General features: G+C 71.2%; 13 protein-coding genes and 4 tRNA genes. 5 read left to right on the top strand and 12 right to left on the bottom strand.

What is annotated here, in order from left to right; genetic code table 11:
• Window positions 1–54: 54 nt before the first annotated feature.
• The 3 genes from ACFWE2_RS21385 to ACFWE2_RS21375 form a co-directional block, all read right to left on the bottom strand.
• A tRNA-Phe gene (locus ACFWE2_RS21385) sits at window positions 55–127 on the bottom strand.
• Window positions 128–178: 51 nt separating this feature from the next.
• Window positions 179–252, bottom strand: a tRNA-Asp gene (locus ACFWE2_RS21380).
• A 145-nt stretch (window positions 253–397) separates the two neighbouring features.
• Window positions 398–470, bottom strand: a tRNA-Glu gene (locus ACFWE2_RS21375).
• Between the two features lie 100 nt (window positions 471–570).
• Here ACFWE2_RS21375 and ACFWE2_RS21370 point away from each other — a divergent pair.
• Window positions 571–915, top strand: coding sequence for a metallopeptidase family protein (locus ACFWE2_RS21370; RefSeq protein ID WP_165827354.1), 345 nt, complete (start codon window positions 571–573; stop codon window positions 913–915).
• Between the two features lie 149 nt (window positions 916–1,064).
• Here the strand turns inward: ACFWE2_RS21370 and ACFWE2_RS21365 are convergent, their stop codons facing one another.
• A complete protein-coding gene (locus ACFWE2_RS21365) occupies window positions 1,065–2,441 on the bottom strand; it encodes a D-alanyl-D-alanine carboxypeptidase family protein (RefSeq protein ID WP_377226223.1) in 1,377 nt (458 codons plus the stop codon).
• Between the two features lie 429 nt (window positions 2,442–2,870).
• On the opposite strand from ACFWE2_RS21365, the gene ACFWE2_RS21360 reads away from it, so the two are divergent.
• A complete protein-coding gene (locus ACFWE2_RS21360; protein WP_377226222.1) occupies window positions 2,871–3,482 on the top strand; it encodes an antibiotic biosynthesis monooxygenase in 612 nt (203 codons plus the stop codon).
• A gap of 27 nt (window positions 3,483–3,509) precedes the next feature.
• Here ACFWE2_RS21360 and ACFWE2_RS21355 read toward each other — a convergent pair whose 3' ends face one another.
• Window positions 3,510–4,370, bottom strand: coding sequence for a glycerophosphodiester phosphodiesterase (locus ACFWE2_RS21355; RefSeq protein WP_377226221.1), 861 nt, complete (start codon window positions 4,368–4,370; stop codon window positions 3,510–3,512).
• Between the two features lie 189 nt (window positions 4,371–4,559).
• Between ACFWE2_RS21355 and ACFWE2_RS21350 the strand changes: the two genes are divergently transcribed.
• Window positions 4,560–5,054, top strand: coding sequence for a hypothetical protein (locus tag ACFWE2_RS21350; RefSeq protein WP_377226220.1), 495 nt, complete (start codon window positions 4,560–4,562; stop codon window positions 5,052–5,054).
• Here the strand turns inward: ACFWE2_RS21350 and ACFWE2_RS21345 are convergent.
• The 4 genes from ACFWE2_RS21345 to ACFWE2_RS21330 form a co-directional block, all read right to left on the bottom strand.
• On the bottom strand, window positions 5,029–6,489 hold the full coding sequence (locus ACFWE2_RS21345; protein WP_377226219.1) for an FAD-binding protein: 1,461 nt from the start codon (window positions 6,487–6,489) through the stop codon (window positions 5,029–5,031). The genes ACFWE2_RS21350 and ACFWE2_RS21345 overlap by 26 nt on opposite strands.
• A 79-nt stretch (window positions 6,490–6,568) precedes the next feature.
• On the bottom strand, window positions 6,569–6,823 hold the full coding sequence (locus ACFWE2_RS21340; protein ID WP_377226218.1) for a TrmH family RNA methyltransferase: 255 nt from the start codon (window positions 6,821–6,823) through the stop codon (window positions 6,569–6,571).
• Window positions 6,824–6,828: 5 nt separating this feature from the next.
• Window positions 6,829–7,305, bottom strand: coding sequence for an SRPBCC domain-containing protein (locus ACFWE2_RS21335; RefSeq protein ID WP_377226217.1), 477 nt, complete (start codon window positions 7,303–7,305; stop codon window positions 6,829–6,831).
• A complete protein-coding gene (locus ACFWE2_RS21330) occupies window positions 7,302–7,631 on the bottom strand; it encodes an ArsR/SmtB family transcription factor (protein WP_377226216.1) in 330 nt (109 codons plus the stop codon). The genes ACFWE2_RS21335 and ACFWE2_RS21330 overlap by 4 nt, the downstream gene beginning before the upstream one ends.
• Window positions 7,632–7,747: 116 nt before the next feature.
• On the opposite strand from ACFWE2_RS21330, the gene ACFWE2_RS21325 reads away from it, so the two are divergent.
• The gene (locus tag ACFWE2_RS21325; RefSeq protein WP_377226215.1) at window positions 7,748–8,401 is read left to right on the top strand and encodes a GntR family transcriptional regulator; all 654 of its coding nucleotides are present in this window, start codon (window positions 7,748–7,750) and stop codon (window positions 8,399–8,401) included.
• A 92-nt stretch (window positions 8,402–8,493) separates the two neighbouring features.
• On the opposite strand, the gene ACFWE2_RS21320 is transcribed toward ACFWE2_RS21325, so the two are convergent.
• The 3 genes from ACFWE2_RS21320 to ACFWE2_RS21310 all read right to left on the bottom strand — a co-directional run bounded on the left by ACFWE2_RS21320 (window position 8,494) and on the right by ACFWE2_RS21310 (window position 10,381).
• Window positions 8,494–9,159, bottom strand: coding sequence for a trimeric intracellular cation channel family protein (locus ACFWE2_RS21320; RefSeq protein WP_377226214.1), 666 nt, complete (start codon window positions 9,157–9,159; stop codon window positions 8,494–8,496).
• A gap of 72 nt (window positions 9,160–9,231) precedes the next feature.
• Window positions 9,232–9,939, bottom strand: coding sequence for an alpha/beta hydrolase (locus ACFWE2_RS21315; protein ID WP_377226213.1), 708 nt, complete (start codon window positions 9,937–9,939; stop codon window positions 9,232–9,234).
• A 369-nt stretch (window positions 9,940–10,308) separates the two neighbouring features.
• A tRNA-Lys gene (locus tag ACFWE2_RS21310) sits at window positions 10,309–10,381 on the bottom strand.
• 222 nt (window positions 10,382–10,603) lie between these two features.
• On the opposite strand from ACFWE2_RS21310, the gene ACFWE2_RS21305 reads away from it, so the two are divergent.
• Entirely contained in the window at window positions 10,604–10,888 is a 285-nt protein-coding gene (locus tag ACFWE2_RS21305; RefSeq protein WP_116677444.1) for an iron-sulfur cluster biosynthesis family protein, read from the top strand.
• Window positions 10,889–10,967: the final 79 nt, after the last annotated feature.

The raw sequence follows: 10,967 nt of genomic DNA, 5'->3' as shown, positions 1-10,967 counted from the left end.
CTTCCGAAGAAGTGCGGCCCGTCGAGATCGCTGGATCCTGCGATCCTTTGGCTGTGGCTCCGACCGGCGTCGATCCGGTGACCTTTCGATTTTCAGTCGAACGCTCTACCAACTGAGCTACAGAGCCCTAGCGCGAACGCCCGGATAGTCGAGACCGACAACCCGGGCGCCTCTCGCGCGACCCTGACGGGACTTGAACCCGCGACCTCCGCCGTGACAGGGCGGCGCGCTAACCAACTGCGCTACAGGGCCTTGGATGCTTACCCGCATCCGGGGGGCTCGTTCCGAACCGTGAGAACCTTAACCCATCCCGGCTCCGAACCTGAAATCAGATTCGGACCCCGACAGGATGACCTGCCTCACAACGTGCGAAACCTGGCTCTGACGAGCCCCTTCGTACCCCCAACGGGATTCGAACCCGTGCTACCGCCGTGAAAGGGCGGGGTCCTAGGCCGCTAGACGATGGGGGCTGGGACCTGGCAAGTCTACAGTCGGTCGGCGGTCCCGCTGCACAGTCCACCAGTTGGTCGCGGACCGGCCCCAGTCAGGGATGATGGGTGCGTGGTGGAGATGACGCGAGAGGACTTCGAGGCAGCGGTCAGCGAAGGGCTGGACCTCGTGCCGCCGGATCTCGCGGCGCAGATGGACAACGTCGTGGTGCTCGTCGAGGACGACGCGCCCGCCGACGATCCGGACCTGCTGGGGCTCTACGAGGGAGTGCCGCTCACGGAACGCGATCACATGTGGGCCGCCGGCGCGCTCCCCGACCGCATCACCATCTTCCGTAACCCGACGCTCGCGTTCTGCGCGACGCGTGAGGACGTGGTCGAGGAGGTGGCGGTGACGGTGGTCCACGAGATCGCCCACCACTTCGGGATCGACGACGAACGGCTCCACGAGCTCGGCTGGGCATGACGGAGCCGGCCCCGACGAAGCCGGCTCCGACAAGAGCTGAGCTTCGCGGGACCGGCCTCGTCGCACCGGACCGGCCTCGTCGCACGGGACCGGCCCGCCGCACGGGTCTGTGCGCACCGGTCGGTGCGTACCCGGGTCAGGGCGCCCCGTCAGTACGAGGTGCCGTACTCCCAGTGCCAGGCCTCCGGCTTGCTACCGCCCGCCTGGGCCCAGGCCGGGTGCTTCCAGCCGTACTCCCCGGCGTTGGCGACCATCCAGGCGTGTTCAGCGGTGCCGAACGACTCGATGCCGCCGGACAGGTCGACCGCCTGCCCCCAGCCGTGGTTGGAGGTGCCGGGCACTGCCGCGAGGCCGCCCTTCGCCGCCGCTACCGACAGCTGCTCCGCGTAGGAGCGGTAACCGTCGGTCACGTCCAGGTTCCGGCCGAACTCCGCGCGGAAGGCGTCGTTCAGGTTCTCGAGCTCGGCCGCGGCGTCGCACCGCAGCAGCTGGTTCGGTGCCCAGCTCAGGTCGCAGAGCACGCTCGACGGGATCTGCCCGTTGCCGTAGCTCTGTGCGAGCTCGGCCAGCTCCTTGGCCTCGGCGACCCGGGCGGCGGCTGCCGCCCGCGCCTTGGCGGCCTTGCGTTCGGCGGCGCGGGCAGCACGTGCCTCGCGTCGCTCCTCGGCAGCCCGCTTCGCGGCGGCGATCTCCTCCGGCGTCGGGCCCGCCTTGACGGACACGACCGCGTCGCCGTCGGCCTTCGTGATGAGCCGCCGGAGCGAGGCCGTCTCCTTCTCGATGCGGGTGGCCGACGGCGCAGCCGTCTCGGCGGAGGTCGCGGCGTCGGTCCTGGCGTCCCGCTGGGCCCGTGCGGTCAGGTCGACCGCGGCCGAGAGCGGGGTCTCGAGGACGGGGCGGCCGGTGGCCTGCTGCTCGCTGAGCGGCGTGGACCCCGTGACGGTGCCGGCCAGATTGGTCGGCTCGGTGGCTGCCGGGCTCGGGGCGGCGCCCGCCTTGCCGACGGGGGTGTCCGCACGTTCGGCGAGCGGGGCTCGCTCGCCGTCCCGGGAAGCGGCAGCGGCCTGCCGGGCGCCCGTGATGCCGGTACCCGAACCGTCACTGGCCTGCTCCAGCATGGACCGCAGGTTCCGCGCGGCCGCTCGGAGGCGCTTGCGCTCCTTGCGGTCGAGGTCGCCCTCGCGGGTCACGTAGTCGGCGTCGGTCAGGACGGCGGCCGCCTTCTCGGAGGCGGACCGCATCGCCGGGTCTGCGATGATCGCGCTGCCGACGACGACAGGTCCGGCCTGTGCGGCACGCTCAGCGGCTGCCGCGCTGCCCGGGGAGCCGACGGCGCTGCCGTCGTTCCCGGTGAGGCTGACTGCCGCCGTGGTGGTCAGGGCGACCGAGGTGAGTGCTGCGGCTATCGCGAAGGACGAGCGGCGCACCATGGGGTGGCCCGATGGCACCACGACGGCGGCATGCGCTCCGCTGGTGCCCGGGCGTCGCGTACGACGGGGAACGAGTGCGTGGTCGCCGTGCGTCAAGGGCGATCCTGACACTCGGGGACAGGGACAGGGCGCGCCGTGCGGGGCGCGACGGGGTTCGGCGTCTGGGGCACGCTGAGCTTCCGTTCTGCGGCCGGGCACGCTGACACCGTGAGGGGCTGATCCCTCTGGCGGACGGTGACGGGTGCGCCTGCTGCTGTCTGGCCACGGCGCGCGACGGGTCGCGGAGGTCATGGCGGTCGCCGCGTGGAACCGGGCCGGGGCGGCCCAGGGGGTTGGTTCCATGCGGCGACATTCAATGCTGGACGGCCGTCCAAGAGTTATGGAACCCCCTCCGCGGAGGCGTGCCTCACAAAAACTGAGCGCAGATGGTGGTGCGAACGTGAAGGGCCGACAACCTGGGGTGTGCACGCTCACATCGAGGGGCGCTGAGTTGAGGGGCGCAGGGCCATGCGTGAAACTTCGAGCATGGCCCATCACGACCAGGCCGCGAACGGATCCGTGCCCATCCCTGCCGGACAACCCGTCACCGTGTCCATCCACCGCATCGTCAACCCCGACCACATCCCCGAGGTCACCCGTTGGGTGCAGTCGGGCGTCAACCTCGCCAACCGGTGGGACGGCTTTCTCGGCTCGGGCTGGATTCGTGCCGCCGAGGGCTCCCGCGACTGGCACATGCTCTACCGCTTCGCCGACGCCGACCGGCTCGCCGCCTGGGAGCAGTCCGCCGAGCGCCGGGACTGGCTGGCGCAGGGCACGGGCCTCGTCGAGGAGCTGCGCTACCAGCAGCGGACGGGCATCGAGGGCTGGTTCGAGGACCCGACACGCATCGACGAGCCGGCCGACGTGGCGGCCGTCGTCGTGCCGCCGCGGTGGAAGCAGGCGACGAGCATCTGGCTCGGGTTCTTCCCCGTGAACCTGCTCTTCACCGCCCTGTTCACCTACCTGGTGCCCGGGTGGGACGACGTCGCGCTGGTGCTCAAGGTCCTGATCTCGACGCTGATCCTGACGCCGATCATGGCGTACTGGGTGCTCCCGTGGGTGACCCGCAGCCTGCACGGCTGGCTGCACCGGACGTAGCCGGCACGCCGCCGCGTCGGACAGGCCTCAGGCGGTACCCGCGGCGACCCGCTGCGCCGGGCCGCGGCGCCGCCGCAACCGGATACCGCCCCGGCCCGGCAGCGGTGTCGCGGCCCGCTGGTCCTTCCGGCCGGCGTTCCGGCCGGCGAGCCAGCCGGCGAACCGCTCCGGCCGGTCGGTGATGACGGCGTCGACGCCCGCGCCGTCATCGGTGTCGACGAGCGTGGTCCATGCGGCCGGGTCGTTCGCCGTCCAGGACATGACCCGCAGGCCGGCCGCGTGCAACCGGGACACCAGGCGCGGGCTGCCGGCGACCGCCGCGACCGACGGGTTGCAGGCGACCACACGAAGGCGCTCGCAGAGGCGCAGCAGACCGGGCGGGTCGAACGAGACGAGCAGGCCGCCCGGCAGGTGCGGGGCGACGTCGCGCACGGTTGCCACGGTGCCCGGCCAGAAGCTCTGGACGAGGACACGGCGGTCGAACCCGGCGTCGGCGATCGTGGCGGTGACCCGTTCGACCTGCTCCGTGGTCCACGAGCCCTTGAGCTCCAGCAGCAGGTCGGTGTCCGGGTGCCGCGCGAGCACGCCCAGCACGCCGGCGAGCGTCGGCACGCGCTGACCCCTGAACGCGGGGGAGAAGCGGGCGCCGGCGTCGAGCCCGAGCAGCTCGTGCGAGGTGAGGGCGGAGACCTTGCCCGTGCCGTCGGTGGTCGCGTCGACGGTCTCGTCGTGGATCACGGCGCCCACGCCGTCGGCGGTGGGCTGCAGATCGATCTCGACGGCGTCCGCGCCCGCGCGGCATGCGGCCTCGACCGCGGCGAGCGTGTTCTGCGGCGCTACCGCGGAGTACCCACGGTGGGCGATGACTGCGGGGCTGGCGACGGCCATGCTGACCTCCGGTCTGCGGTTCACTCACAACGCTAGGCCGCCCTCGCCCGGCTTCCCAGTGCCAGACGGGCGAATTCCGGGAGTGTTCCGGGACAGTTCACCGCCCGGCCCTGAGGCCGCCGTGTCGGCCACCCGGGCGAAACCCGCCGGATGCGCGCATTCCCAGCGCCTGGTGGTTTCATGTCCGCCATGGTTCGACCTGTCATCACCGCCCCGTCCGGCTCCTGGGCGCGCGGGGCCCTCGCCGCAGTCGCCACGCTCGTCCTGCTCGCCGGCTGCTCGGCCGGCGGCGACGCCGACGCCGGGGCGAGCGCCTCGCCGTCGGGCAGCGCGAGCGTCTCACCGTCCGCACGGCCCGACCCGGACGCGCCGCTGGACGCGAACCAGGCGTGCGCCGCGATGTACGTGGACAACGACAAGACGCTCGAGGAGCGCATCGGCACCGCCCTCGTCGGCGCGAGCGACGGGCTCGACGGGCAGTCGGCCGACCAGATGCACGCGATAGCGGTGGAGCTCGGCCGGCTCGAGGCGCGTGTGCCCGAGGAGTTCGGTGTCCCGGTCGAGAAGATCCGGGTGCCGTTCCTGCAGCTTCAGGAGGCGCTCGACCTGGCGGAGGGCAAGCAGGTGGAGCTCGACGTCGCCTCGACGGTCGAGGGTCTCAAGGAGTACCGGGAGCTCTGCTGACGTCCTCACTGATGTTCTCGAAGATGCCCTGACCGGGCGTGAGCACACGGCGGGGGTCGTACCGCTCCTTGGCGCTGCGCACGGCGGGCCAGCGGTCTCCGTAGTGGGTGCGCCAGTCGGCAGGGCTCAGGCGCAGGGCGTTGACCGGATAGCTGGTGCCGCCGACGGCGCGGACCTTGGCGTACAGCGCGTCGTTCTCGGTGATGAGGCGCTCCGCCTCGGCGTCGTCGGGCGGGCTCACCGCGCGGAGCAGTGCGAGCAGGAAGAACACCGGGCCGTCGGGGACCATCACCTGCGGTCGGGTGATCAGCGACCGGGTGGTCGGGTAGAGCAGGGCGACACCGCCGGCGTCGGCGGGGGTGAGGGTGGTCAGGAGCTCCGTGACCACGTCGTCCGTTGCCGCGTCCGGGACAAGCACGTTGAGCCACGGTCCGGGCAGCCGGAGCGCCTCGATCTGCTCGACGGTCTCGTAGATCCGGTTCAGCCACTCGAAGTACGGCAGGTCGGCGACGTCGACTCCGGATGGGGCGAGGCCGGCGAGCAGGGCGTCGTCGTCGGGCGGCTCGCCGGTGAACCACGCCCCGCCCTCCAGGACGAAGGCGAAGCCGTCGTCGTCGGTGGGGACGAGCTGACCCTCCAGGTAGTCGAAGCGGCCGTCGGCCAGAGCCGTGCGCTGGGCTGCCGTCAGGTCGGTGACCTGCGGATACGTCAGCGTGTAGACGCGGGCCATGGCCGGTGCCGGCACGAGCCGGACGGTCGCGCGCACGATGACGGCGAACTGGCCGAGCCCGCCGAGCACCGCCTCGAACAGGTCGCGCTCGTGGTCGGCCGAGCACGTGACGAGCCGGCCGTCGCCGGTGACCACCTCGAGCTCGAACGTGTTGTCCACGAGCAGCCCGAAGTGCTGCGAGGCGCCACCGATCCCGCCGACGCACAGCGTGCCGCCGACCGAGAGGCCCAGGTAGTCGGTGGTGACCGGCGGCGCGACGCCGACGGCCAGGGACGCGCGGACCAGCTCCAGCCACTGCACCCCCGCGTCGACCACCGCCCGGTCGGGCGTGATCTCGTGGATCGTGGCGAGCGTGCGGGAGTCGATGACGATGCCGCAGTCGGCCTGCGCCTGGCCGAACGTCGAGTGGCCCTGCCCACGCACGGCGACCGTGATGCCGTGCGTGTTCGCGAAGCGCACCACGGTGACGACGTCGCTGACCGACCCCGGCCGCAGCACGGCGCGCGGGCGCCGGTGGACCAGGTGCCCGTAGTCGGTGGCCGCCTCGGTGAGGGAGGCGTCGTCCGTGACGAGCTCGCCGTCGAGGCGGGGACTCGGGACCGCCCCGGAGTTCTCCGGGAAGCTGGTGAGCCACTGCGACGTCATCGGATCGAACGCGACGACGGCAGCGCCTGCCAGAGTTGTGCGGCGGTCGAGCTGTGTCATGTGAGCCCCTCAGCGTCGGGTGGGCGTCCACGGTACCGGTCGCGGAGCGCACGGTGGTGCGCATTCCGTGGACGAGCTGTCAGGACAGGCCCGCGAGCCGGTAGACGACGAGGCTTCCCGCGACCGCGACGTTCAGGCTCGCACCCCAGCCGGCCATGGGGATCTCGACGCACTCGTCGACGTCCGCGAGCACGTCGTCCGGCACTCCCTGGTGCTCGTGGCCGAGCAGGAGGACCGTGGGGCTCCGGGCGGGTTCGAGGTGCGGCCAGGCAGGCGCCGACGGCGTCGCACGTGCGCAGCAGGGTACCGAGGTTCGCTTCGTCTGCGACGGCATGGGCGTCAGCGCTCGGCGTCTCCCTCGGCCAGCCGGGCGAGCTGGGACGTGGTCGAGCCCCAGCCCTCGGCGAAGCCCAGCTCGGCGTGCCTGGCGCGGTCGGCGGGGTCGCCGTGGCGCACGGTGACCCGGTAGTCGGTGCCGTTCGGGTGGTCCCGCAGGACGATCTCGGCCGTCATAGGGACCGGCGCCGGGTTCGTCGGGCGCCACTCGCTGTTGATCGCGTTGGTGAAGACGATGCGTTCGTACTCGTCCACAACGAGGAAGCAGGCGTCCAGATGCGGGACGAACGCCGCGCCGTCGTCGCTCATCAGTGTGACGAAGCCGCCCCCGGCGCGGACGTCGAGGCGCTCGACGCGGCAGCGCGTCGGGGCGGGGATCCACCACTGTGCCAGCTTGGCCGGCTGGGTCCAGGCATCCCACACCTGCTTGCGGGGTGCGTGGATGATGCGGTCGATGCTGAGGTCGAGCTCGGGGTTCATGCGTTCTCCTCGGTGACGAACTGCTCCAGACGGTCGGTGCGGCCTGTCCAGATGCTGCGCTGCTCGGCGAGCCAGTCCTCGACGAGTGCGAACTGCTCCCTGTTGAGCTCGCAGGTGCGTACCCGGCCCGACTTTGCGGTGCGGATCAGGCCGTTCGACTCGAGCACCCGCACGTGCTTCATGAACGACGGCAGCGTCATCGGGGCGTCCTTGGCGAGATCGCCGACGCTCGCGGGTCCGCGGCCTAGCCGCCGGACCACCGCGCGCCTGGTCGGGTCCGCGAGGGCCACGAAGACGCCGTCGAGCACTGCTGAATGCTGAGCCATGAGGCTAAGTATTGGCACGGACCAATACCTAGCGCAACAGCTAAGTGTTTCCAAGGGTGCGATGTCGCCGCGGGGGTGGAGTTGCAACCGCCGCCCGGCGCTAGGCAATATATTGCGTGCCCATTCCCCAAGACGATCGGACGATCGGCCGGCGCCTCCTGCGTGACGACGTCTACCACCGGCTCCGCGACGCCATCGTCGACGGCACCTTGGTGCCCGGTGAGCAGTTGCGGGACGCCGAGCTGGCGACCTGGCTCGGGGTCAGCCGCACCCCGATCCGTGAAGCGCTGTTGCGTCTCGCAGAAGCAGGACTGGTCTCGGCTCTGCCCGGGCGCTCCACCACGGTGAGCTCCCTGGACGCGCGCGACATCCGGGAGGCTCGGGACGTCGTCGCGGCCATGCACCAGCTAGCCGTCCGCGAAGCCGTCGGCAACCTCACCGATGCCCACCTGGACGCGATGCGCGAGGCCAACGCCCGGTTCCGTGCCGCGATCGAGGAGGGCGACGTCGAAGCCGCGCTGCGCGCGGACGACGACCTGCACGGCGTTCCCGTGGCCGTGGCGTCGAACCGGGCGCTGTCGACGGTTCTCGACCAGTTCACCCCCGTGCTGCGAAGGGCCGAGCGCCTCCGGTTCTCCTCGCTGGGCGGGGAGGCCTCAGTGGCGCGGCACGATGAGCTCATCCGGCTCTGTGCGCTCGGTGACGCGGACCGTGCCGCCGAGATCGCCTTCGGCACGTGGAGCTCGTTGTCGGCCGTCAGCGAGGAGTGATCGCGAGACCTGCCGTGAGCGGTCGGCATCCGTGCGGCCGGCACCGCGAGGGGCAGTAGTGCGTCGCTCTGCGGCGGGCCGGCTCGATCAGCTCACCCTTGCGGGGTGTCCGGACGCCGAGGGCGCAGGATGAACTGCTCCGGAAAGGTCCAGTTGAAGCGAACGGCGGCCAGGCGCACGAGGGTGGTCACCGCTACGCACGCGACCCCCGCGATCGGGACGGGCGTGCCGAGCTTGGCGAGGAGGACGAACGTTCCGCTGCCGGCGGCCGCCGCGACGGCGTAGAGCGTGCCCACGTGCAGGAAGGAGAACGGCAGGCTCAGGATGACGTCGCGCAGCATCCCGCCGCCGATGGCTCCGACGACGCCGACGATCAGTGCCCCGGCCTCGCCCACGCCCAGGGACAGCGCCTTCGACGCCGCGATCGCCCCGAACAGCCCCATGACGACGGCGTCGAGGAGCACGGTGATCACCCACTCCGCTCGCGCCAGCAGGGGTTGCAGCACCATGCCGAGGACCGCCGAGGCGGCGGCCACGATCAGGTACCAGTTCCTCCACACGACGACCGGCGGCTGATCGAGCACGATGTCGCGGAGCAGGCTGCCTCCGAGCGCGACCGCGAGCCCGATCACGACGACGCCGAGCACGTCGATGCGCCGAGGCCGGGCGCCCGCGGCGAAGAGTGCCCCTTGCAGGCCGCCGAGCCCGGCAGCCAGGAGCTCGATCCAGAGCGTCACGTGGAACGGGGTGATCGCCATGTGATCCCTCCGGGGACTGGGACCGGCGCGCGACCGGTGCGCGCCGGCCCTGGGCGGGTAGCGGACCTGGGCTCACCGACCGGCGCGCGAGGCGCCCTTCGCGGCGTCGTCGATCACGTCGGAGACCACGCCGGCCTGCGTCATGAAGAGGGCGTGGCTGGCGGACACGTTGGTGATCTTCGCGCCGCTCCGGGTCGCCATGTGCTGCAGCATGGCCTGGTCGAACGACCTGTCCTCCGTGGCGATCACGGCCCAGGTGGGCTTGTCGCGCCAGGCGGCGTTCTTGACCGGCGTGCCGAAGACCGACATGTTGATGGGGATCTGCGTGTCGCGCAGGAACGCGGCGTCGGCGTCGCTGGCGTCGTGGGCGAAACCCAGCTTGAACTTGTCGCGGTTGAGGAACCCGTATCCGTCGTCGACGACATCGATGACGAAGTCCGGCGTCTCCGCGAAGCCCTCGTACTGCTGGCCCGTCGTCTCGCCCGCATCGGGTGCGAGCGCGGAGACGTAGACCAGGCCGGCCACGTTCGGGTGGACACCGGCCTCGGTGATGACCGTGCCGCCCCAGGAGTGGCCGACGAGGATCGTCGGGCCGTCCTGCTGGTTCAGGACCCGGGTCGTCGCCGCGACGTCGTCGTCCAGCGAGGTGAGCGGGTTCTGCACGATCGTCACCTGGTAACCCCGCGCAGTCAGGTTGTCGTAGACACCACGCCACCCTGAGCCGTCGGCGAACGCGCCGTGCACCAGCACGACGTTCTTGATCTCCTGGTCGCTGCTCATGCTCTGGTCCTTTCCTCCCGCGCCGTGTGTTGCCGCACGGATCCTGTGAAGAGCTCCGGCGATCGCCGGAGTGATACCCAATATATTGCATGCAGAACACGCGGACAAGAGTGTGGGCAACTTCTGCCGTCGTACGGCATGGGTGGCGCGCGACACCCGGTGAGGTGGGGCCCGGCAGGGCGAAGCCCCGGGCGGCGCGGGTAGAGGCACACCTGGGGTCGCGTGTCGTGCCCCCGGCAGGGCTGGCCGGCGAGTCGGAGCGCAACGGCACGTGGGCGGCGTCGCCGTCTCGATGAGTGCGTGCATGTCGCGCGGGGAGCCAGAGGGGCGAGGCTCAGCTCGGCCGGCCATATCGGTGTTGATCTGGGGTGGGCCCCCCGGGGATCGAACCCGGAACCCGCGGATTAAAAGTCCGCTGCTCTGCCAGTTGAGCTAGAGGCCCGCGCGCCCGGCATCCGGGCGGCGCGAGTAGAAAGCCTACCGGTCACGTGCGGTGAGGCAGTAGACGCCGTCGAGCGGGGCACCGTACGTCTTCGAGTGGCGTCTGTCACGCGCTGTCTCACTCACCGGGAGATTTCGCCCTAAATGCGTCTCACGCTTGCGGTGACGGTGCGGGCTTGGTTCGGTGGTCGGGACCGCGGAGAACCAATCTGAGGAGCTCAACGTGCTCACCGTGACCGACAATGCCCGTACGGCCGTCCAGGACCTTGCTCAGCAGGCTGGTGTGCCGGTCGAAGGCGGGCTGCGCATCGCGCAGGCGTCCGGCCAGCCCGGCAACTTCGAGCTCGCGCTGGTTCCGGCCCCGCAGCCCGACGACCAGGTCGTCGACGCCTCCGGTGCCACCAACGTGTTCGTCGAGGCGGAGGCTGCTCCTGCCCTGGACACACTGACCCTGGACACCGACCCAGGTGCCGAGGGTCCGGGATTCGTGCTCACGCCTACGGCGTGACCCCTGGCGCCCCTGACCGGGCGCCGAGCTAGCAACGTGTACCGAGCGATTGGGCCCAGAACTCACGTGAGTTCTGGGC

It is taken from the genome of Promicromonospora sp. NPDC060271 (assembly GCF_042726755.1).
In the GTDB taxonomy this organism is placed as follows: Bacteria; Actinomycetota; Actinomycetes; order Actinomycetales; family Cellulomonadaceae; genus Promicromonospora.
The sequence above is the reverse complement of the archived record's forward strand: the minus strand, read 5'-3'. Positions and strand labels throughout refer to the sequence as shown.